We start from the raw sequence: 21,896 nt of genomic DNA on the forward strand, positions 1-21,896 counted from the left end.
CCCGGCGCTGAGTCGTTCCGCACGGAGCCCCAGGCTTGATCTTCCAGCGCGCCGCCCTGCGCGAATTCGCCAGCACAGCCTTGACGGTCTTCGTGGCCCTGTTTGCCATCGTGCTGTCCACTCAGCTCGTCCGTCTGCTCGGACAGGCGGCCGGCGGAAAGGTGGCATCCGAAGCGGTGATGGCGCTGCTCGGCTTCGGCGCGCTGCGCTACATGTCGGTCATCCTGTCGCTCACGCTGTTCATTGCCATCCTGCTGTCGATGTCGCGCAGCTGGCGCGATTCGGAAATGGTCGTGTGGTTTTCGACCGGCGTGTCGCTGACTGCCTGGATACGCCCGGTGCTGGTGTTTGCCTTGCCGCTGACCGTACTGGTGGCGGTGCTGTCGCTCTATCTGGCGCCCTGGGCGCTCAACAAGAGCGCCGAATTCCGCACCCGCATGAGCAACCGGGATGACGTGGCGCAGATGTCGCCTGGCAGCTTCCGCGAGTCGTCCCAGGCAGACCGCGTGTTCTTCGTCGAAAGCGGCGAGGGCAAGGAGGGTGCGGTCAAGAACATCTTCGTCAGCACGACCGACAAGGGCAAGCTGGGTGTGATGGTGGCCGGCGACGGCTACACGCAGACGGTTGAAAACGGCGACCGCTTCGTCGTGATGCTCGAAGGGCGGCGCTATGAGGGCGTTCCGGGCAGTCCGGAGTATCGCGTGATGGAATTCGAGCGCTACGCGGTACGCATCGAAACACGCGAGGCACAGGGCGTCGAGGCACGGCCTTATCTGCGCACGGTCGAGGAACTGCTGGCCGATCCTACGCCGCCGAACAACGGCGAACTCGCGTTCCGCATCGGGTTGCCGATCGCTGCGCTCAATCTGGCGCTGCTGGCGATTCCGCTCTCGTTCGTCAATCCGCGCGCGGGCCGCGCCACCAATCTGCTCACCGCGCTGCTGATCTATCTGATGTATTCGAACCTGCTGAGCATCACACAGGCCTGGGTCGCACAGGGCAAGCTGTCGCTTTCCGGCGCGCTCTGGTCGTTGCACGGCGGCATGTTCCTGCTGCTCGCCCTCCTGTTTGCGTGGCGTGCGTACGCTCATGTGCCACGGGCCTGGGCGAACCGCTGACCATGCTGATACACGAACGCTACCTGCGTCGCGAAGTCGTGCTGGCCACCTTGCTGGTGCTGGCGTCCTTTCTCGGGCTGTTCGGCTTTTTCGACCTGATCAACGAACTGGACAACCTCGGGCGCGGCAATTACGGGCTGGAACACGCGGTGATGTACACCGTACTGACCATGCCCGGTCGGGTGTATGAAACGCTGCCGATCGCGGTGTTGATCGGCGGGCTGTATTCGCTGACCACGCTGTCGCGCCATTCCGAAATCACCGTGCTGCGGGCGTCGGGCGTGTCCACGCCGCAACTGCTGCGTCTGCTTGCACGCATTGGACTGCCCTTTGTGGTGCTGACCTTCGTGACCGGCGAGTTCATCGCGCCGCCCGCCGAGAAGGCGGCGCAGGAACTCAAGCTCGCCGCACGTTCGCAGCTGCTGACCAGCGAATTCCGCAGCGGATTCTGGATCAAGGACGAGAACGATTTCGTGAACGTGGGCAGCGTGACGCCCGACGGCAAACTGCAGGAGCTCCGCATCTTCGAGTTCAACGACAGCCGTGTGCTGCTGTCGGTGCTGGAGGCCGCCGGAGCCGCCTATCTGCCGCCCGAGGGCTGGACGCTGACCGACGTCACCCGCACTGAATTCACCGACAGAGGTGCGCGGGTGAGTCGATCGGACAGCCTGGTGTGGCAGTCGGGTCTGAGCCCCGATGTGATGAGTGTCATGCTGGTCGTGCCCGAACGCATGTCGGCCTGGAAGCTCTGGTACTACATCCAGCACCTGATCGACAACCGGCAGGAAACCGGTCGCTATGAAATTGCGCTGTGGAAGAAATTCACCTATCCGCTCGCCTGCATCGTCATGCTGGCACTCGCACTGCCGTTTGCCTACATGCACAACCGCAATGCCGCGGTCAGCATCAAGGTGTTCACCGGCGTGATGATCGGCGTGTTCTTCCACATGCTGAACGGGCTGTTCTCCAACCTGGGCGCCATCAACTCGTGGCCTCCCTATGCGGCAGCCCTGACGCCGGGCCTGCTGTTCATGTTCGCCGCTGCCGCCATGCTGTGGTGGGAGGATCGACGCTGAATCGCCAGCTGGGCCACTGTTTCAAGTGCCTCACTTGACGCGGATCACCCGCGTGCCGGCCAGCCGGTCGTGCAGGAACTGGCGTTCGCGATCGAACAGCGCCCAGATCAGTCCGGCGCCGCAGAACAGCACAGAGGGCCAGCTCAGCAGATAGCGCAACATCGCGCGGCGCCAGTGCGGCGGCTTGTCCTGCGTCGCGTCGACCACCCGGATGCCCCAAGTCTGCATGGCCAGCGTCTGGCCGCCGCTGTGCCAGTAATGCACGAAATACAGACCGAGCAGCAAGGTGGCGTGCAGCCAGGCAAACCAGCCCTGTGGAGCAACCTCGAAAAACAGCCCTATCACCAGATACGGCAGCATGAAGCCAGCGGCCAGTACGCCCAGCAACAGCAGGGATTCGTAAAGCAGCGAGGCGAGGCGGCGGCGCAGGCCGGCGGCCGGAAAACGGATGAGGTCGGACATCGGGCAGTAAGCGAGTGTGGAACGACAACCCAGGGCCTGGCGGAATGCGAAATCCGCTGGCGAACCACGGGAAACGAATACGTAGTTTACTTGCGTACCGGGGTCGCGGCGGCAGCGCCCGGTGCTTTCTCTGCCGGGCGTTGACTGTCATTGAAGCGTTTGCGTTCTTCGCGCGACAGGCTTTCGTAGGCTTCCCACCTGCGTGCCAGCGCTTCGCGCTGATCGGGCGGCATGGCCTGCAGGCGCTTGTAGCGCTCGCGTGCTTCGACTCGCTCTTCCGGGGTAAGGCTGGACCAGTAGCTCATGCGTGCGCGCATGCGTGCCTGTTCATCGGGCGTCATCGACGGAAATCGCTGCGCCAGTTCAAGCCATTTCCGGCGCCTGTCATCGTCAAGGTGGTTCCAGTCACCCCCCAGCGGGGCAAGTACATCACGCTGCGCCGCGCTCAGCTGCTGCCAGTCGGGCTGCTCGCCCGCCTGTGCAGGAACTGCTGCGGTGATGGCCAGCAAGACCGAAACCACGCACAGCAGGGCGCGCATCAGACGCCTCCCTGGTGCGCGACCCAGGCGGCAAAGCCACGGTCGAGGTAGGCATCGATCGGCAGGTCGTCAGTCAGCAGTGCGCTGTCGATTTCAATGACCTCGCTGTGATTCGCGTTCGCGGCATATTGCCCGGCAAAGGTGGCGACCGCGGCCAGCATGACGATGCCGAGCGCTGGAGTGATGACGTCGCGCAGCCAGTGCTGGCCGGTGCCCGGAAAGCCGACCAGCTGAAACAGCGCGATCGGCGCCCGGCGTTTCGATGCATGCAGCGCAAGCGCCTTCTCGCGCGACTGGCCCAGACGGAACACGATGTCGGATGGCAGTGCCGCACTGGCGGCTTCCAGTGCGGCATGTGCGCGCTGGCCGATCGCCGCTTCTTCAAGCGCACTTGGCCGGAGTCGGGTGACGGAATTGTTCATAGCTTGACGCCGCGCAGTTTCAGGGCGGCGGCCAAAGAATGCGTCGCACGCGAACAGTGTGTCTTCACGCTGCCCTCGGAACAGCCCATGACCGCCGCAGTTTCGGATATGTCCATTTCTTCCCAATAACGCATCAGGAACGCCTCCCGTTGACGGCCCGGAAGCCGGGCAATTTCCCGCTCGATCAGTGCCATCACTTCCGCTTGCCCGACGTTCTGCTCCGGGCTGCGGCCGAGCGACGACGGGTCGTCGATCACCATGGTGTCAAGCGGGTCGTAATCATCATCATCGTCCGCGCCGGAGAAGGCAGACAGCAGCGTCGTCCAGGTCGAGCGTACCTTGCGCCGCCGGAATGCGTCGCGGATGACGTTCTGAAGGATGCGCTGGAACAGCATGGGAAACTCGCCCACCGGCCGGTCACAGTACTTTTCGGCCAGTTTGAGCATTGCGTCCTGCACGGCATCGAGCGCAGATTCATCGTTGCGCAACGCGAAAACAGCCTGTTTGAAGGCGCGGCGTTCTACGGCGGCGAGAAAGCTCGACAGTTCTTCTCTGGAGGCCAGATTGATTCCTTCTCGGGGTGATCTGCGCCGAACGGTCAGTGTGTTCTGGATCGATCGGGTGGGGGCTTGGTTCCCGGCGGACGGGGTACCATGATCTGCCCGGATTGTCGGGCCGGTGGCGGACAAATGCCTTGACCACGCAACAGGTGCAGGCTACCCTCTGGCGCTTTTCCGGAAATTTTATACAGGTGCTTCAATGCTATTGACCGGAGCGGAAATTGTAGTCAGGTGCCTTGCGGAAGAAAAGGTCGAATACGTGTTCGGGTATCCAGGCGGTGCCGTCCTGTACCTGTATGACGAGCTTTTCAAGCAGGACGTGGTACGCCATGTACTGGTCCGGCACGAACAGGCCGCGCTGCACGCGGCTGATGCCTACTCGCGCTCGACTGACCGTGTAGGGGTTGCGCTCGTCACGTCCGGTCCCGGCGTCACCAATGCCATCACCGGCATTGCCACGGCGTATATGGATTCCATCCCGATGGTGATCATTTCCGGTCAGGTGCCGACGGCCGCCATCGGCCAGGACGCCTTCCAGGAGTGCGACACGGTCGGCATCACGCGTCCGTGCGTGAAGCACAACTTCCTGGTCAAGGACGCGAAGGACATCGCCAGCACGATCAAGAAGGCCTTCTACATCGCGAAGACCGGCCGCCCGGGCCCGGTGCTGGTCGATATTCCGAAGGACATCACAATCGCGAAGGCGGAGTACGAGTACCCGAAGTCGGTGACGATGCGTTCGTACAACCCGATCATCAAGGGGCATCAGGGCCAGATCAAGAAGGCCGTGCAGCTGTTGCTCGATGCCAAGCGCCCGATGATCTATGCCGGTGGCGGCGTCATCCTGTCGGACTGTTCGGAGCAGCTCACGAAGCTCGTGCGCACGCTCGGCGCGCCTTGCACCAATACGCTGATGGGCCTTGGCGCCTACCCGGCGACCGACAAGCAGTTCGTCGGCATGCTCGGCATGCACGGCAACTACGAAGCGAACATGGCGATGCAGTACTGCGACGTGCTGATTGCCGTCGGCGCCCGGTTCGACGATCGGGTGATCGGCAATCCGGCCGACTTTGCGCGCATTGCCCGCAAGATCATCCACATCGACATCGATCCGTCGTCGATTTCCAAGCGCGTGAAGGTGGACGTGCCCATCGTAGGCAACCTGCCGGACGTGCTGGACGACATCCTTCGCCTGCTCGACGGCTCGGCTGACCGCCCCGATCAGGAAGCGCTCGGCGAGTGGTGGAAGCAGATCGAGGAATGGCGCCGCCGCGACTGCCTGAAGTACAAGCAGAGCGACGAAATCATCAAGCCGCAATTCGTCATCGAAAAACTGTGGGAAGTGACCAAGGGCGATGCTTTCGTGACGTCCGACGTCGGCCAGCACCAGATGTGGGCGGCCCAGTACTACAAGTTCGACAAGCCGCGCCGCTGGCTGAATTCCGGCGGCCTCGGCACGATGGGCGTGGGCATTCCCTACGGGATCGGCGTACAGCTCGCCCACCCCGGATCGCCGGTTGCCGTTGTGACAGGCGAAGGTTCGGTGCAGATGAACATCCAGGAACTGTCGACCTGCAAGCAGTACCGCATTCCTTTGAAGATCTGCAGCCTGAACAACCGCTATCTGGGCATGGTTCGCCAGTGGCAGGAAATCATCCACGGCAACCGCTACTCCGAGTCGTACATGGATTCGCTGCCGGATTTCCCGAAGCTGGCAGAAGCCTATGGCCACATCGGCATGCGCATCGAAAAGCCGGGCGATGTCGAAGGCGCACTGCGCGAGGCGTTCAAGCGCAAGAATGATCTGGTGTTCCTCGACTTCCAGGTCGACCAGACCGAAAACGTCTATCCGATGGTGATGGGCGGCAAGGGTCTGACCGACATGATCCTGTCTTCGGAAGACCTGTAACCGTAATTCGAACGCTGCTGTACGCGGAACTGGCCGGCCGAGCCGACCAGTTCCGTCTGCCGGGATTACCCGCCCGGCAGACACCGGGCACCGGCCTCCGGCAGCCCGTTTCCGCGTCAGCGGTCTCTGCAATCCCTACCAAGGCGCTCGCAATGAGGCACGTCATTTCCGTATTGATCGAAAACGAGGCAGGCGCACTGTCTCGCGTGTCCGGGCTGTTTTCCGCTCGCGGCTACAACATCGAATCGCTGACCGTGGCACCGACGGAAGACCTGTCGCTGTCGCGCATGACCATCATTTCCACCGGGTCGGACGACATCATCGAACAGATCACCAAGCAGCTGAACAAGCTGATAGAGGTGGTCAAGGTGGTCGACCTGTCCGAAGCCGCTCACGTCGAGCGCGAGCTCATGCTGATCAAGGTGCGTGCGACCGGCAAGGACCGCGAAGAACTCAAGCGTGTCGCCGACATCTTCCGCGGCCGCATCATCGACGTGACCGACTCGACCTATGTCATCGAACTGACCGGCAATACGTCCAAACTCGATTCCTTCGTCGGCGCCATCGATGCGTCGCTGATTCTGGAAACCGTGCGTACCGGCGTCTGCGGCATCGGCCGCGGCGACCGCATATTGCGTCTGTAGGCAGCAACCGAATCCGTATCACCGTCACGTACCACACCACCGCTCAAACCCACACGTATAAGGGAAAACCCATGAAAGTCTTCTACGACAAGGACGCTGACCTGTCCCTCATCAAAGGCAAGAAAGTCACCATCGTCGGCTATGGTTCGCAAGGCCATGCCCACGCCCAGAACCTGTCCGATTCCGGCGTCAAGGTCACGGTCGGCCTGCGCAAGGGCGGTGTATCGTGGAAGAAGGCCGAAGGTGCCGGCCTGAAGGTGAAGGAAGTGGCCGAAGCGGTGAAGGGTGCGGATCTGGTCATGATTCTGCTGCCGGACGAGAACATCCCGCAGGTGTACTACGGTGACATCGAGCCGAACATCAAGAAGGGCGCGACGCTCGCATTCGCACACGGTTTCAACATCCACTACAACCAGGTTGTGCCGCGCGCCGACCTCGACGTGGTGATGATTGCGCCGAAGGGCCCGGGCCACACGGTACGTTCCGAATACCTGCGCGGAGGCGGCGTGCCGTCGCTGATCGCCGTGTATCAGGACAAGTCTGGCAAGGCGCGCGATCTCGCGCTGTCGTACTCGGCCGCCAATGGCGGCACCAAGGGTGGCGTGATCGAAACCTCGTTCCGCGAAGAGACCGAAACGGATCTGTTCGGCGAACAGACTGTGCTGTGCGGCGGTCTGGTCGAACTGATCAAGGCCGGCTACGAAACGCTGACCGATGCGGGCTACGCGCCGGAAATGGCCTACTTCGAATGCCTGCACGAAGTGAAGCTGATCGTTGATCTGATCTTCGAAGGCGGCATCGCCAACATGAACTACTCGATCTCGAATAACGCCGAGTATGGTGAGTACGTGACCGGCCCGCGCATCATCGGAGCGGAAGCCCGTGCCGCGATGAAGGAGTGCCTGGACAACATCCAGAACGGCAACTACGCCAAGCGCTTCATTCTCGAAGGTCGCACCAACTACCCGGAAATGACGGCCCGCCGCCGTCTGACCGCCAATCACGAAATCGAGAAGGTCGGTGCCGAGCTGCGTGCGATGATGCCGTGGATCGCGAAGAACAAGCTGGTCGATCAGTCGAAGAACTGATTCGGTATCGGCGCAGCCCGATCCGTCCGCGCGCGTGCGCGGACCGATCGGGCTTTTCCATTCCGGGACGGGATGATTCCGGTCGCGCGTTGCGATCGGAATCGTTCATGAAGGCAGACCGATCGACCTGAACGCAGTGTTCTGCCTTGCGCGCAGCCGTCGCACGAGGATTGCAGGAGTGAATGCATGTCAGAGTACGACCCGCAATATGTGAAACCGGCCGATCCGCTCAAACGTCGGCGCGGCATCTATATCCTGCCCAACCTGTTCACCACTGCATCGCTGTTTGCCGGTTTTTACGCGATCGTACAGGCCATGAACGGACGCTACGAGTACGCGGCAGTCGCCATTTTCGTGGCCATGGTGCTGGACGGTCTGGACGGACGTGTGGCACGCCTTACGCGCACCCAGTCGGCGTTCGGTGCCGAATACGACTCGCTGTCGGACATGGTGTCCTTTGGTGCCGCGCCTGCGCTGATCGCCTACGAGTGGGCCATGCGCGGCCTCGGAAAATGGGGCTGGATTGCTGCCTTCATCTACTGCGCAGGCGCGGCGTTGAGACTGGCGCGCTTCAATACCAATCTCGGCACGGTGGACAAGCGCTATTTCCAGGGCTTGCCCAGTCCGGCTGCGGCCGCGCTGGTGGCCGGCCTCGTGTGGGTCACGACCGACAATGGCTACACCGGCCCCGACATGCGTTGGGCGGCTTTCGCGATCACCCTGTTTGCAGGCCTGACAATGGTCAGCAATGTGAAATTCTGGAGCGGCAAGGACATCAATCTGCGGCGCAGCGTGCCCTTCATCGTCATTTTCGGTTTCGTGCTTGCCTTCGTTGCGGTGTCGGTGAACCCGCCGATCGTGCTGTTCGGCCTGTTTGTCGCCTATGCATTGTCCGGCTACGTCATGCTGCTGGCGAAATTCTTCACCCGGAAATCAACCCCGCCTCCGGCCTGAACCGGACAACGGACATTGCCGGACCGCGGAATTGCATTTATATTCGGGTGCATGAACGCGATCCGCCTTCCGTCGTCCTCCCTCTCGCTGCGCCGCCTGCTGCTGGCCCGGCCGCTGCTGCGCTCGCGCGCACACTAATTCCTCCCCACAATTTGCTGACGTCTGCCCGCCGTGCGCCAACGCCACCGCGGTGCGATCCCGTACGCCGAACATTCCAGTCTGATACCGGAGAAAGTCATGTCTGAACGATTGATCATTTTTGACACCACCTTGCGCGATGGCGAACAGAGCCCCGGCGCATCAATGACGCGCGACGAGAAGTTGCGCATTGCCCGCCAGCTCGAACGCATGCGTGTCGACGTCATCGAAGCCGGCTTCGCGGCTGCGTCGAACGGCGACTTCGAGTCGGTGCGCGCGGTGGCGGAAACCATCCGCGAATCCACCGTGTGCTCGCTTGCCCGTGCCAGCGAGAACGATATCCGCCGGGCCGGCGAGGCGATCAAGCCGGCCGCCAGCGGGCGCATCCATACCTTCATTGCGACCAGCCCGATCCATATGGAAAAGAAGCTGCGCATGACGCCCGATCAGGTCGTGGCGCAGGCGATCAAGTCGGTAGGATGGGCGCTCGAGTACACGGATGACGTGGAGTTCTCGGCCGAAGACGCAGTCCGCAGCGACATCGATTTCCTGGTCCGCGTCTTTACCGAAGTGATCAAGGCGGGTGCCCGGACCATCAATGTGCCGGACACGGTCGGTTACTCGGTGCCGGCGCAGTGGGCCGAGCGCATGAAGCAGCTCATCGAGCGGGTGCCGGGTGCCGACAAGGTGATCTGGTCGACGCACTGTCACAACGATCTCGGGATGGCGGTCGCCAATTCGCTTGCCGCGGTGATGGCCGGTGCACGTCAGGTCGAGTGCACGATCAACGGCCTGGGTGAGCGGGCAGGTAATGCGTCACTCGAGGAAATCGTCATGGCCGTGCGTACCCGGCGTGATGTGTTCGGCCTTGAGACGCGCATCGATGCCACGCAGATCGTGCCGGCGTCGCGACTGGTGTCGACCATCACCGGCTATCCGGTGCAGCCGAACAAGGCAGTGGTCGGTGCCAATGCGTTTGCGCACGAGTCGGGCATTCATCAGGACGGTGTGCTCAAGCACCGCGAAACCTACGAGATCATGCGCGCAGAGGATGTCGGCTGGAACACCAACAAGCTGGTGCTGGGCAAACATTCGGGACGAAACGCATTCCGCGCCCGCCTGAACGATCTGGGCATCGTGGTCGAGTCGGAAGAACAGTTGAATGTCGCATTCGCCGCCTTCAAGGAGCTGGCCGACAAGAAGCACGAAATCTTCGATGAGGACCTGCAGGCGCTGATGAGCGACGAGTCGGTCACGCCCGAAGAAGAGCTGTACAAGCTGGTCGCCATGAGCGTGCGTTCGGAGACCGGTGAGACGCCTTACGCAGCAGTGACGCTGATCGATGCAGGCCGCGAAGCGACCGTCGAATCGAAGGGCAGTGGCCCGGTCGATGCGGCGTTCCGGGCGATCGAAATGGTGGCGGCGAGCAAAGCCGAACTGCTGCTCTATTCGGTCAACGCGATCACCACCGGTACCGACGCGCAGGGCGAGGTGACCGTCCGTCTTGCGAAGGGCGGCCGCATCGTGAATGGTCAGGGCGCGGACACCGACATCATCGTGGCTTCGGCCAAGGCCTACATCAACGCGCTGAACAAGCTGCGCGGCGGTCAGAAGCTGAATCCCCAGGGCGAAAGCCCGATCTGACCTGAAGGCCGGCGCCAGGGGCGCCGGCCTTTTTCATTCGGCTGCTGGCATCCGGCTTGGCGCCGTCAGTTTGGAATAGAACATGCAGCCAAAGAACAGCGTCGTCGTCAGCACGGTTGCGACGGCCGCCAGCTGTGCCGACAGCCCGCTGTCGGACGTCGCGCGCACGATGCCCTCCGTCAGGTAGACCAGGCTGAGCAGCGACATCCACTGATGCGTGTAGCGCTTGCCGCGCAGGATGCCGAACAGTGCGACAAGCAACGGCACGATCTTAAATACTAGCCCGGACCCACCCGGGCGCAGTGGGGCAAGCCACAGCTCCCACGCCAGGCCGAGCAGGATGAGGGCGACCAGGCTGATGCTGGCCATCAGGTTCCAGTGACGTGCGGTCATGTCAGGCGGCCAGTTTGAGTGCAGTGAGTGCGAGCCTGCGGCCGAGTGCGAAGGCGAGGCGTGCCTCCGGCTCGCTCAGCCGGTTATTGCCCTCGGACCCGGCCACATGGCTGGCGCCGTAGGGCGATCCACCGCCGGGAGTCGTGGCGAGGTCGGGTTCGGAGTAAGGCAGGCCGACAATGACCATGCCGTGATGAAGCAGCGGCAGCATCATCGTCAGCAGCGTGCTTTCCTGTCCGCCATGCTGCGAGGTGGTCGAGGTGAACACCGCAGCCGGCTTGCCTGACAGCGCGCCCGACAGCCATTGCGGACTGCTGCCATCAAGAAAGTACTTGAGCGGCGCGGCCATGTTGCCGAAGCGGGTCGGACTGCCCAGCGCCACGCCGACGCACTCTTCGAGGTCGCACGCTTCGGCATACGGGGCGCCGCTGTCCGGCACGGCCGAGGCGATCGCCTCGCACACTGCCGATACTGCAGGCACGGTGCGCAGCCGCGCCGCAGTACCTTCGACCGAGTCGATGCCGCGTCCGATCTGGCGCGCCAGATTGAAAACCGAGCCGTTGCGGCTGTAGTACAGAACCAGAATTTCCTTCACCGGATATCTTTCAACGCAGGTGATCCAGCACAATGAGATGGCTGAGTGTACAGGCCCCGGCCTCGGTCACCGAATTTCCCCGTCCTTCCTCCCGTAAGACATGTCTTTCCGTTTCCAGGTTTCGCTCCTCCGCATCTTTCGGACACTGGCGGCCGCAGCCCGACGCCATCGGGACGCCCACGCGGCCCAATCCGCCGCCGCACTGGCCCTGGCGCTGCTGTTCGCGCTGGTGCCGCTGCTGGTGCTGGCGCAGCAGCTCGCCGACCTGTTGCCCGACGCGTTGCGCGTTGCCAGGCCGCTGCGCGCCTACCTGACCGGAGCGCTGCTGCCGGATGAAACCGGCGCATCCGTGGTCCGCCACGCCATGCGATTCGTCGCAAAGGCGCGCCGCCTTTCACCGGCCGATCTGCTGGTGCTGCTGGTCAGTGCCTGGGTGTGGGTGCGCACCGCGGACCATGCGCTCAATGCGATGTGGTCAGAGGCGCCGCGCCGCAGGCTGCGCCAGACCGTTCTGGTTTATCTCGGCCTGCCGCTTCTGGCACCGCTTGCCCTTGGCACCGGTGCTGCGCTGAGCCTGTATCTGGTCACAGCGTCGCTCGGACTGATCGACGAGCCGACCTGGTTCAAGCTCGCGGCGCTGCGCACGGCTGCCGCGCTGGTCACCGCCGGCTTCCTGCTGCTGCTTTACGGCACGCTGCCCCGCGCTCGCGTATCGCTGCGCTACGCGGTGACCGGTGCGCTGGTCGCCACGGCGCTGCTGTCGCTGATGCAGAAGGCACTCAGCGTCTATATCGATCACGTGCCGGGCTATGAGCTGGTGTATGGCGCGCTGGCGACCTTGCCGGTTTTCCTGCTGTGGCTCTATCTGTTCTGGAGCATCGTGCTGTTCGGCGCCAGCCTGACGGCGGAGCTGCACGCAGGCGTGCGCTCGGGCAACAGACCCTAGGACGTCATCAGTTCTTCAAGTTCGAACAGTTCGAAGGCGTGGGTTTGCAGGGTGAGGTCCGACAACCGGGCATCGCCAAGCCGCAGGCGCTCGCCGGAGGCATGCGCGATGAGGATGTCGCGCCCGACCGCGGCCCCTGTTTGCAGCATCAATGCCGGCTGCGGTCGGCGCGAGGTCAGCGGCGGCAGCCGCAGTGCCGCGACCGACATGCGACCGGATGCGCGCTCGGTGCCGAATATCACGGTGGCCGCCTGTGCGCCGTGGCTGAGCAGTTCGACACCGATTTCCATCCGGTCCGCCTGACCGCTGCGTGCCCAGCGCACCACGCAGATCATCCATTTTCGCGAATCGACGCCCTTGATCATGACCGGCGTTCCCGGGCGGACCAGTCCGGTCTGGCCGCTTGCCAGGCTCAAAGCGAAGCCGCTTGCACTGTCGTTCTGAATGATCCAGTGCGAACTGCAGTTCTGCCAGTCCGGCGAGGCATCGCGCCGTTCGAGCAGTGCCCATATCGCGTCGAACCCGATCAGCATGCGCACGTCCTGGATGCGCTCACGGCGCGCCTGCTGGCGTCTTGGCATCGACATCCAGCGCGACTGAAGCATGCGCATCAGCCGGCGTGTCGGCAGTTGTTCGAGACAGGCAGGCAGGTGCAGTTCGCCAGCGCTGCCCCCTTCGTCGATCAGGTCGAGGTGCTGGCCGAGTACCTGCCCCAGCCGCTGACATGAACAGTAAAGAATGTGCCCGGTACGTTCCATGTCGGCCGGTGTGCGCAACAGCGCGGTGGGACCATGGTCGATCTCGTCGTCGAGCCAGAACCATGAATCCAGGTCGCGATGCGGGGGTTGTACCTGCATCTGCACCGCCCCCGAGTAGCTGCGCACGTATTCGGCCACCCGGAAGAAATCGGCGGGTGCAAGGTTGGGCGGCTGGGCCAGCGCCAGCGCGACCAGTTGCCGGTAAAGCTGTTCCGCGTCAGCAGAGCCCGGCCGGCTTGTCATCGGCGCGGCTACGGTCCGCGCATGCATCAACAGCGCATTGGCGGTGCCCCACATGCCCGGCGGGTCGTCGGCCGCGATCAGCACATTGAGTGCGTAGGCGTCGAGTACGCACACCATCGCATGGCCTGCGGTACGTGCCGGCCGATGGGCCGCGCCCTCGGCAAGTGCATCGAGATAGGCGCGGGCGAGCCGCATGTGCAGCAAACAGAGCAGTTCCGCGGTGTCACGCATCGCGTGTTCGACTGGAAGGGCGCTCGCCGCAAGTTCGGGCTTCAGCGCAGCTGCGCAGTTTCGTGCTCGGTCGTGGAAGATGTCGAGGATGCGCACGCGGGCAGTCTGTGCCACGTTCGCCTCGTCGAGCATGTCAAGGTGTGCGGACAACGCAGCCGATTCATCCGCGACTCGGGCGTCGGCCGGCTTCGCAAGCCAGTCAAGCACCGTTCTCATGCCCTGTCCCGTCCGCGCATCGCGGATGAGCCCTTCGAGTACGGGCGATACGGAAGCGGGAAAAGACATCGTGAGCGATCGTTGCAGCGGAAGAAGGAAGGGATGATTCTAGTAAACTCGGGCTTTTAGTGCGCAGGCCATACGCCTCACTTCATTCTTGATCATGACCGACTTTCGACCTGCCAGTGCTGAACGCCCCATCATCGACCCGGCCGACCGGCTGATCGTTGCCCTGGATGTACCGAGTGCGGATCAGGCGCGCGCCGTCGTCGACCAGCTGGGCGACGCAGTCCGCTTCTACAAGATCGGTCTGGAGCTGTTCATGACCGGCAACTACTTCGAGCTGCTCGACTGGCTGGTGAAGCGCGACAAGAAGGTGTTCGTCGACCTGAAGTTCTTTGACGTGCCCGAAACCGTGCGTTCGGCAGTCCGCGCGCTGTCCTCCAGCGGAGCGACCTTTGCGACGGTGCACGGCAATCAGGCCATCATGGAAGCGGCCGGCGCCGACAAGGGCGCATTGAAAATACTCGCAGTGACCGTGCTGACCAGTCTCGATCGCGGCGATCTGGACGACCTCGGCTTTGCCTGTGATGTCGAAGCACTTGTCCTGTCGCGCGCGCGCCGTGCGCTGGCCGCCGGATGCGATGGTGTCGTGTCGTCCGGTCTTGAAGCGCCGGCGATCCGCGCCGAACTCGGTTCGCGCGTGTTGGTCGTGACGCCGGGCATCAGGCCGGTCGAGAACAGGCCGTCGGACGATCAGAAGCGTACCGTCGATGTCGCGCAGGCGTTGGCCAACGGCGCCGATTACCTTGTGGTCGGGCGCCCGATCCGCAATGCGTCCGACCCGGCCGCGGCCGCGCGCCGGATGCAGCAGCAGATCGCACAGGCGCTGGGTGTGTGCTGACAGAAAACCTGCGCACGTCATCAGCCCTTCGGATGATGATTTGCGCGTGAGCCTTGCAGCATACTCATCGTGTCTTCAGTCAGCGTCGGGGCAGTACCGCGTTCACGTGCTTGCGTCGGCACCTACACCCGCCCGGTGGTCCATGCGCTCCCGGTTCTCCCGGGCGGCCAGGGCGCTGCTGTGCGCCTTTCTCCTGCTTGGTGCGCCAGCCGCGTTCGCGGCGTCCGTGCTGGTCCTGCTCAGTGAACCGGGGGGCGCCTACGCGGAGTTTGCCGATTCATTGAAGGCTGAGCGCGGCGCGCGTGGCGGCTATTCGATCGCCGTGCTGTCGCGGGCAGATTTTTCGCCGGAAGCGCTCGAGCCGCATGATCTTGTGGTCGCGGTCGGTGCGAGTGCGCTGCGCACGCTTGTGCAGAGCGAGGTCAAGGTACCGGTGCTGTCCACGCTGGTGCCGAAGGCGGCCTACGAAGCCCTGGTTGCCGGTGATGCGCGCAGGTGGTCGGCCATCCATATCGATCAGCCATTTTCGCGCCAGGTGGCGCTGATCCGTCTGGCACTGCCCGACGTGCGGCGCATCGGCGTGGTCGCTGATGCCGATACGCCGCAACGCCTGCAGCCGCTGCGCGAGGCGATGACCGGCACGCCGCTCCAGTTGGTGTCTGCGTCCTTTACCGGCGAGGCGTCGCTTTTCTCGTCGCTCACACAGGTGCTCGAGCAGTCTCAACTGTTTCTTGCACTGCCGGATCCGCGCGTGCACAACGCCGGTACCGTGCGCAATCTGCTGCTTACATCCTTCCGTGCCCGCATACCGGTAGTCGGATTTTCCGCCGCCTACGTACGTGCCGGCGCAGTGATGTCGCTTTACTCGACGCCCGAACAGATGGCGAGACAGGCCACCGACGCGATGATCGGCTGGACACGCGAACGCAGCTGGCCGCCTGCGCGCTTTCCCCGTCACTTCACGGTGTCGGTGAATACCCATGTTGCACGCTCGCTTGGCCTGCGGATCGCCGATGCCGAAGCCTTGCGCGACCAGCTGGTGCAGCAGGAGAAATCGCCATGAAGCACTGGGGAATCCGATCCCGCGTTCTGCTGGTGGCACTTGCGCCCCTGCTGGTATCTGGCCTTGTCGGTGGCGTGTGGCTGGTGCTGGATCGCCTGGCCGCGCTCGAAAGCGCTCTGGTAGAACGGGGTCACGCCACTGCGCGTCAGGTTGCGGCGTCCGCCGACTACGGTGTGTTTTCCGGCAACACCGATGCACTGGTGGCGCTGATCGAGGCCGCGCGGCGGGAACGTGACGTCACCGGCATCATGGTATCGAATCGCGACGGAGACCTCGTGGTGTCGGGCGGTTTGCTCAGCCGGGAAGCCTATGTGCCCGGTGCCCGGCCGGCCGGATTGGCACTGGTCGAACTTGAATCGTCGACCCTGTTCATCGAGCCCATCGTGCGCAGTGCGGTGATCGGGGATCAGGACATGTTCGACGGACTGACCGAAGGCTCGGTCGACAATCGCCCCGCCGGGTGGGTACTGGTCGAAGTGTCGCGCAAGCGGGTCGATGCGCTGAAGACCGATTTCGCCGTGACGAGTGCGATCGTCATCGCCTGCGCGCTGCTGGCGGCCAGCGCCTTTGCGATCCGCATCAGCCATACGGTGACCCGACCGGTGCGGGAAGTATCGCGCGTCGTCCGGCGCATCGGCGACGGTCATCTCGACGAACGTGTGCCGGTGGCGGGAGGCGGGTCGCTGCGCATACTCGGCGAAGGCGTGAACAACATGGCCGAGCGGCTGACTCGTGCGCGTGACGAGCTTGAAGCGCGAGTCGCCGACGCGACCCGCCAGCTGCGCAGCCGAACCGATGATGCCGAGCGCGCCAATCACGCGAAGTCGCGCTTCCTTGCAGCGGCCAGTCATGACCTTCGCCAGCCGATGCACGCGCTCGGACTGTTCGTTGCCGAACTGGCCGAACGCTTGCGCGGTTCGGAGCATCGTTCCCTGATAAGGCAGATCGAGGAATCAGTCGGCGCGATGGAAGACCTCCTCGATGCGCTGCTGGACATGTCGAAGCTGGACGCCGGCGGCGTGACGGCGCGTCGTTCGGAATTCGCGCTGCAACCGCTGTTGTCCCGCATCGTCGATGATTTCGCAGCGGATGCACTGCAGCGCGGATTGCGCCTGAAGCTGCGCGCGACCGACGCATGGGCGGATACCGATCCGCTGCTGCTTGAACGCATCATGATCAATCTGGTATCCAACGCCGTGCGCTACACGCAGCGAGGCAGCGTGCTGATTGCCGTACGACGTCGCGGCGATCAGCTGCGCATCGAGGTGCGCGACTCGGGGCCGGGCATCCCCGACGAGGCGCTCGAGATGATTTTCGAGGAGTTCTACCAGTTGCAGAATCCGGCGCGCGCGCGTGGCCAGGGTCTCGGGCTCGGGCTGGCGATCGTGCGGCGGCTGGTCGGACTGCTCGGCCACGAGGTGACCGTGCGCTCGCGGACCGGTGTCGGGTCGGTCTTCGCGATCGAAGTGCCTCGCGTCGAAAGCGGCAACCGCCCGACGCCCGAAGACGTGCCGGACGTGATGCCCGACCGGCTGTCGCTGTTCGTTGTCGTCATCGACGACGATCCGGGGTCCCGCACCAGCATCGCCGGTCTGCTTGCCTCATGGGGCTGCGAGGTGCTGTGTGCCGGAACCCTGTCCGAAGCGCGCGATGCGATCCGGCAGCGCGACAAGGCGCCGGCACTTGTCTTGTGCGATTTTCGGCTCGCAGCCGTTGCCACCGGTATCGACGTGCTCGACACGCTGCTCGCCGAGCAGAAGGGTGAGATCGCCGCCGCGCTGGTAACCGGTGACACCGATCCGCAAGTGAGGCGCATGGCGACGGCGCGTGGCTACCCGGTGTTGCACAAGCCGGTGCGTCCGGCGCGGCTGCGCGCATTGATCCAGCAGGTTCTTGCGCAGTCACAGAACCCGGTCGCCTGATGACGATCGAGCTTGCGTGGTGAATGTCTTGCTGCGTAGTGGGTTCTTCGCTAATATCGCGGGTTTTCCTCGTTTCGAAGGAAGTGCAATGGTCGTTATCCGTCTCGCGCGTGGGGGTGCCAAGAAGCGCCCGTTTTTCAATATCGTTGCGACCGATTCCCGCAATCGTCGCGATGGTCGCTTCATCGAGCGCGTCGGTTACTACAATCCGATCGCTCCGGAAGGCACCGGCCTGTCGGTCAACGCTGAACGACTGGCCTACTGGACTGGCGTCGGCGCGCAACTGAGCCCGACGGTCGCCCGTCTGGTCAAGAAGGTCGCCTGATTTCCGGCTCGGCGAGCACCATGGTCGTCCTCGGGCGGCTGTCGGCGCCGTTTGGCGTGCAGGGCTGGTTGAGGTTGCATGCTTTCGGTGACGACCCTCAGTCCTGGCAAGGGATTCGTGACTGGCATGTTCATGCCGATGCCGATGCGCCTGTGGCGCAGTGGAGCACGTTGAAGCTGGCCGCGTTGAAACTGCAGAATACCGGGCCGGTCGTGAAGTTCGAAGGTTGCGACGACCGTAACGGGTCGGAAAAGCTGGTTGGCCTGTATGTAGCGGTGCCGCGCCATGAACTTCCGGACACCGGAGAGGATGAGTACTACTGGGGCGACCTGATCGGTCTGATGGTCGTGAACAGTGCGGGCGTGACGCTCGGTCACATCGATCGGCTGCTGGAAACCGGTGCTGACGACGTGCTGGTCGTGGTCGATGCCCGGCCGGGCGAAGAACCGGTAGAACGGCTGATTCCTTTTGTGTCAGCCGTGGTGACCGATGTCGATCGCGAAGCGGGAGTGGTTTGCGTCGAGTGGGATGCACAGTGGTAGGCCCTGATGGCGCTGTCGAAGCTGCCGGAACGGCGGGCATCGCCTTCGAGGTGATCACGCTGTTTCCTGAAATGTTTGCGGCCATCGAACGCAGCGGCATCACGCGACGCGCGATGGAACGGCTGTTGTGGCGGGCGAATTACGTCAATCCGCGTGATTTCGCGACCGACGCCCACCGTACCGTGGATGACCGTCCGTATGGCGGTGGTCCCGGCATGGTGATGATGGCGGAACCGCTCGCGCAGTCGATCGCGGCGTGCCGGGCGCGCCATTGCGGCGCGGTGAAAGTGGTGCATTTTTCACCGGCGGGCGAGCGGCTGACGCATCGCCGGGTGATGGAACTGGCGGGCGCGCAGGCACTGGTTCTGTTGTGTGGTCGTTATGAAGGGGTTGATCAGCGCCTGATCGATCGCCATGTCGACCTGGAAATATCGCTGGGTGATTTTGTGTTGTCCGGAGGTGAATTGCCGGCGATGGTTTTGATGGATGCCATCATCCGCCAGCTTCCGGGCGCGCTGAATGATGCGAATTCGGCAGTCGAGGATTCGTTCGTTGCCGGCCTGCTGGATTGTCCGCACTACACGCGGCCGGAAACGTGGGAAGGCGAAACGGTGCCGGAGGTGCTGTTGTCGGGTGACCATGCCCGCATCCGGCGCTGGCGGGCGGAACAGGCTCTGGCACTGACGCGCAAGCGTCGTCCGGACTTGCTGTAGAAAGATGAAGTAAGGCGGTTGAAGTAGAGAGGGTGGTTGCGGTAAGGATCACTTCAATAAATGCGCGCATCACGGAACAGGTGCTCTGCGGCAAGGCAACGCCACTGACCAGGAGTTTTTGCAATGAATCTGATTGAGCAGCTCGAGCAGGAAGAAATCGCCCGTCTGGGCAAGAACATTCCCGACTTCGCGCCGGGCGATACGGTGATCGTGAACGTGAACGTGGTCGAAGGCGAGCGCAAGCGCGTCCAGGCTTACGAAGGCGTGGTCATCTCGAAGCGCAATCGCGGCCTGAACTCGAATTTCATCGTGCGCAAGATTTCCAGCGGCGAAGGCGTCGAGCGGACGTTTCAGACTTATTCGCCGCTGATCGCATCGGTCGAGGTGAAGCGTCGCGGCGACGTGCGCCGCGCCAAGCTGTATTACTTGCGCGAGCGTTCGGGCAAGTCGGCGCGCATCAAGGAAAAGCTTGTTCGCCGCGCTGCACCGGCTGCCAAGCAGGACTGACAGCCATCCTGCGGGGCGCTTCGGCGCCCCCCGCAGCGATAATGAAAAAGGGACCTTGCGGTCCCTTTTTCACGTCTGGCTTCGCGCTGATGTCAGCTGGCATCCAGCGGCTGCAGCGCAGCCCGCACCCGAGCCCGCACGCCCGCCTCATCCAGACCGACCTCCGCCATCAGCTGTGCCGGGTCGCCGTGATCGACGAAGCGGTCGGGCAGACCGATGCGCACCACGCGACAGGCGAGCCGGGCGTCGTTGACCACCCGCTCGACCTCGCTGCCGGCGCCGCCGATCAGCGCATTCTCTTCCAGCGTCACCAGCACCGCGTGGCGCTGTGCCAGTTCGATCACGAGCGCCGTGTCGAGCGGCTTGGCGAAGCGCATGTTCGCCACGCTGGCATCGAACTCATCGGCCACTGCCAGCGCCGGTGTGACCATGGCGCCAAATGCGAGCAGGGCGACTTCGCCGTCGCCGGAACGGCGCAGTTCGCCCTTGCCGATCGGCAATGCGCGCATGTCGCTCTGCAACGGCACGCCCGGGCCACTGCCGCGCGGATAGCGCACCGCGCTCGGGCCTTCGTGCAGGTAGGCGGTGTACAGCATCTGCCGGCACTCGTTTTCGTCGCTCGGCGTCATCACGACGATGTTAGGCAGGCACATCAGGTAGGACAGGTCGAATGCACCGTGGTGGGTCGCACCATCGGCACCCACCAGACCGGCACGGTCGAGGGCCATCATGACCGGAAGATTCTGCAGGCAGACATCGTGGATCAGCTGATCGTAGGCGCGCTGCAGGAAGGTCGAGTAGATGGCGACCACCGGCTTCATGCCTTCGCATGCGATGCCGGCGGCAAAGGTCAGCGCGTGCTGCTCTGCGATGCCGACATCGAAGTAGCGAGCCGGGTATTCCTGGGCGAAGCGCACCATGCCCGAGCCTTCGCGCATCGCCGGCGTGATCGCCATCAGCCTGTCGCTCAGCGCCGCCATGTCGCACAGCCAGTCGCCGAACACCTGGGTGTAGGTCAGCTTGCCTGCGCCCTTTGCCGCCTGGATGCCCGCGTGATGGTCGAACTTGCCGACGCCGTGGTACAGGATGGGATCGGCTTCAGCCAGCTTGTAGCCGTAGCCCTTCTTCGTGATCACGTGCAGGAACTTCGGTCCAGGCAGTTCGCGCAGGTTTTCAAGCGTCGGAATGAGTGCGTCGAGATCGTGTCCGTCGATCGGGCCGTAGTAGTGGAAGCCGAATTCCTCGAACAGCGTGCCGGGCGTGATCATGCCCTTGACGTGTTCCTCCGCGCGCTTGGCGAATTCCTTCAACGACGGTGCCAGCTCCAGCACCTTCGCGCCGGCGCGGCGCGCCGCGTTGTAGGTCTGGCCGGACAGCAGGCGCGTCAGGTACTTGTTCAGCGCGCCGACAGGCGGCGAGATCGACATGTCATTGTCGTTGAGGATGACGAGAATGTCTGCGTCTTCCACGCCTGCGTTATTCAGCGCCTCGAACGCCATGCCGGCTGTCATCGCGCCGTCGCCGATCACCGCGATGCTGTGTCGCTTCAGCCCCTGTGCTCGGGCGGCAACGGCCATGCCGAGCGCCGCGGAGATCGAGGTCGAGGAGTGCGCGGTGCCGAAGGTGTCGTACTCGCTTTCGCAGCGGCGCGGAAAGCCGCTCACGCCCTGATACTGACGCAGTGTCGACATGCGGTCGCGCCGCCCTGTCAGGATCTTGTGCGCGTAGGTCTGATGGCCCACGTCCCAGACGATGCGGTCGTGCGGCGTGTTGTAGATATGGTGCAGCGCGACCGTCAGTTCCACCGTGCCGAGGTTGGACGACAGGTGGCCGCCAGTGCGTGATACCGATTCGAGCAGAAATCTGCGCAGTTCGGCCGCCAGCGGCGCGAGGTCGCGCACATCGAGCGCACGCACGTCGGCCGGAGAGCCGATGGTGTCGAGCAGCGGGTAGGCGCTTGTCGTTTGCAAGGATCTGTCCATGT

23 protein-coding genes are annotated in these 21,896 nt (G+C 63.6%); 15 read left to right on the forward strand and 8 right to left on the reverse strand.

From position 1 onward, the window contains the following. The first annotated feature begins 35 nt into the window (after positions 1-35). Positions 36-1,118 carry an LPS export ABC transporter permease LptF gene (gene lptF, locus BSY238_RS12730; protein WP_069039471.1) on the forward strand — a complete coding sequence of 361 codons (1,083 nt, stop codon included), beginning with the start codon at positions 36-38 and terminating at the stop codon, positions 1,116-1,118. A gap of 2 nt (positions 1,119-1,120) precedes the next feature. Then, positions 1,121-2,194, forward strand: coding sequence for an LPS export ABC transporter permease LptG (gene lptG, locus BSY238_RS12735; RefSeq protein WP_069040660.1), 1,074 nt, complete (start codon positions 1,121-1,123; stop codon positions 2,192-2,194). Positions 2,195-2,224: 30 nt separating this feature from the next. Here the strand turns inward: lptG and BSY238_RS12740 are convergent, their stop codons facing one another. The 4 genes from BSY238_RS12740 to BSY238_RS12755 form a co-directional block, all read right to left on the reverse strand. Next, the gene (locus BSY238_RS12740; RefSeq protein ID WP_069039472.1) at positions 2,225-2,656 is read right to left on the reverse strand and encodes an RDD family protein; all 432 of its coding nucleotides are present in this window, start codon (positions 2,654-2,656) and stop codon (positions 2,225-2,227) included. 86 nt (positions 2,657-2,742) lie between these two features. Then, entirely contained in the window at positions 2,743-3,195 is a 453-nt protein-coding gene (locus BSY238_RS12745) for a DUF3106 domain-containing protein (RefSeq protein WP_069039473.1), read from the reverse strand. After that, positions 3,195-3,617: a DUF3619 family protein gene (locus BSY238_RS12750; RefSeq protein WP_069039474.1), complete on the reverse strand. Its 423-nt coding sequence runs from the start codon at positions 3,615-3,617 to the stop codon at positions 3,195-3,197. The genes BSY238_RS12745 and BSY238_RS12750 overlap by 1 nt, the downstream gene beginning before the upstream one ends. Continuing rightward, the gene (locus BSY238_RS12755) at positions 3,614-4,180 is read right to left on the reverse strand and encodes an RNA polymerase sigma factor (protein WP_069040661.1); all 567 of its coding nucleotides are present in this window, start codon (positions 4,178-4,180) and stop codon (positions 3,614-3,616) included. The genes BSY238_RS12750 and BSY238_RS12755 overlap by 4 nt, the downstream gene beginning before the upstream one ends. Before the next feature lie 196 nt (positions 4,181-4,376). Between BSY238_RS12755 and BSY238_RS12760 the strand changes: the two genes are divergently transcribed. The 5 genes from BSY238_RS12760 (at position 4,377) to BSY238_RS12780 (ending at position 10,554) form a co-directional block, all read left to right on the forward strand. Beyond that, entirely contained in the window at positions 4,377-6,086 is a 1,710-nt protein-coding gene (locus BSY238_RS12760) for an acetolactate synthase 3 catalytic subunit (protein WP_069039475.1), read from the forward strand. 152 nt (positions 6,087-6,238) lie between these two features. Then, complete coding sequence (ilvN, locus tag BSY238_RS12765; RefSeq protein ID WP_069039476.1) at positions 6,239-6,730, forward strand: acetolactate synthase small subunit; 492 nt, start codon at positions 6,239-6,241, stop codon at positions 6,728-6,730. A gap of 71 nt (positions 6,731-6,801) precedes the next feature. Beyond that, entirely contained in the window at positions 6,802-7,818 is a 1,017-nt protein-coding gene (gene ilvC, locus BSY238_RS12770) for a ketol-acid reductoisomerase (protein ID WP_069039477.1), read from the forward strand. A 186-nt stretch (positions 7,819-8,004) separates the two neighbouring features. Continuing rightward, positions 8,005-8,772, forward strand: a complete 768-nt coding sequence (pssA, locus tag BSY238_RS12775; RefSeq protein WP_069039478.1) for a CDP-diacylglycerol--serine O-phosphatidyltransferase — start codon at positions 8,005-8,007, stop codon at positions 8,770-8,772. A 237-nt stretch (positions 8,773-9,009) separates the two neighbouring features. Continuing rightward, entirely contained in the window at positions 9,010-10,554 is a 1,545-nt protein-coding gene (locus BSY238_RS12780) for a 2-isopropylmalate synthase (protein WP_069040662.1), read from the forward strand. Between the two features lie 33 nt (positions 10,555-10,587). Here BSY238_RS12780 and BSY238_RS12785 read toward each other — a convergent pair whose 3' ends face one another. After that, positions 10,588-10,947: a DUF2069 domain-containing protein gene (locus BSY238_RS12785; RefSeq protein WP_069039479.1), complete on the reverse strand. Its 360-nt coding sequence runs from the start codon at positions 10,945-10,947 to the stop codon at positions 10,588-10,590. Between the two features lies 1 nt (position 10,948). Next, entirely contained in the window at positions 10,949-11,542 is a 594-nt protein-coding gene (gene wrbA, locus BSY238_RS12790) for an NAD(P)H:quinone oxidoreductase (RefSeq protein ID WP_069039480.1), read from the reverse strand. 100 nt (positions 11,543-11,642) lie between these two features. Here wrbA and BSY238_RS12795 point away from each other — a divergent pair, with 100 nt between their 5' ends. Next, positions 11,643-12,488 carry a YihY/virulence factor BrkB family protein gene (locus BSY238_RS12795; protein WP_069039481.1) on the forward strand — a complete coding sequence of 282 codons (846 nt, stop codon included), beginning with the start codon at positions 11,643-11,645 and terminating at the stop codon, positions 12,486-12,488. Here the strand turns inward: BSY238_RS12795 and BSY238_RS12800 are convergent. After that, positions 12,485-13,936, reverse strand: a complete 1,452-nt coding sequence (locus BSY238_RS12800; RefSeq protein WP_069039482.1) for a hypothetical protein — start codon at positions 13,934-13,936, stop codon at positions 12,485-12,487. The genes BSY238_RS12795 and BSY238_RS12800 overlap by 4 nt on opposite strands. Positions 13,937-14,099: 163 nt before the next feature. On the opposite strand from BSY238_RS12800, the gene pyrF reads away from it, so the two are divergent. From pyrF to rplS, 7 genes are all read left to right on the forward strand, one after another. After that, positions 14,100-14,840 (forward strand): orotidine-5'-phosphate decarboxylase, encoded by a 741-nt coding sequence (pyrF, locus tag BSY238_RS12805; protein ID WP_069039483.1) that lies wholly within the window; start codon positions 14,100-14,102, stop codon positions 14,838-14,840. 142 nt (positions 14,841-14,982) lie between these two features. Continuing rightward, a complete protein-coding gene (locus BSY238_RS12810) occupies positions 14,983-15,903 on the forward strand; it encodes an ABC transporter substrate-binding protein (RefSeq protein ID WP_069039484.1) in 921 nt (306 codons plus the stop codon). Continuing rightward, positions 15,900-17,825 carry an ATP-binding protein gene (locus BSY238_RS12815; RefSeq protein WP_069039485.1) on the forward strand — a complete coding sequence of 642 codons (1,926 nt, stop codon included), beginning with the start codon at positions 15,900-15,902 and terminating at the stop codon, positions 17,823-17,825. The genes BSY238_RS12810 and BSY238_RS12815 overlap by 4 nt, the downstream gene beginning before the upstream one ends. An 88-nt stretch (positions 17,826-17,913) precedes the next feature. Next, a complete protein-coding gene (gene rpsP, locus BSY238_RS12820; protein WP_069039486.1) occupies positions 17,914-18,150 on the forward strand; it encodes a 30S ribosomal protein S16 in 237 nt (78 codons plus the stop codon). Positions 18,151-18,170: 20 nt separating this feature from the next. After that, positions 18,171-18,692: a ribosome maturation factor RimM gene (rimM, locus tag BSY238_RS12825; RefSeq protein ID WP_069039487.1), complete on the forward strand. Its 522-nt coding sequence runs from the start codon at positions 18,171-18,173 to the stop codon at positions 18,690-18,692. Positions 18,693-18,763: 71 nt separating this feature from the next. Continuing rightward, complete coding sequence (gene trmD, locus BSY238_RS12830; RefSeq protein WP_236952629.1) at positions 18,764-19,405, forward strand: tRNA (guanosine(37)-N1)-methyltransferase TrmD; 642 nt, start codon at positions 18,764-18,766, stop codon at positions 19,403-19,405. 123 nt (positions 19,406-19,528) lie between these two features. Beyond that, positions 19,529-19,912 carry a 50S ribosomal protein L19 gene (rplS, locus tag BSY238_RS12835; protein ID WP_069039488.1) on the forward strand — a complete coding sequence of 128 codons (384 nt, stop codon included), beginning with the start codon at positions 19,529-19,531 and terminating at the stop codon, positions 19,910-19,912. A 92-nt stretch (positions 19,913-20,004) separates the two neighbouring features. Here the strand turns inward: rplS and dxs are convergent, their stop codons facing one another. Next, the gene (gene dxs / locus BSY238_RS12840; RefSeq protein ID WP_069039489.1) at positions 20,005-21,894 is read right to left on the reverse strand and encodes a 1-deoxy-D-xylulose-5-phosphate synthase; all 1,890 of its coding nucleotides are present in this window, start codon (positions 21,892-21,894) and stop codon (positions 20,005-20,007) included. Between the last annotated feature and the right edge of the window lie 2 nt (positions 21,895-21,896).

Origin of the sequence: Methyloversatilis sp. RAC08 (assembly GCF_001713355.1) — a bacterium.
Classification (GTDB): Bacteria; Pseudomonadota; Gammaproteobacteria; order Burkholderiales; family Rhodocyclaceae; genus Methyloversatilis.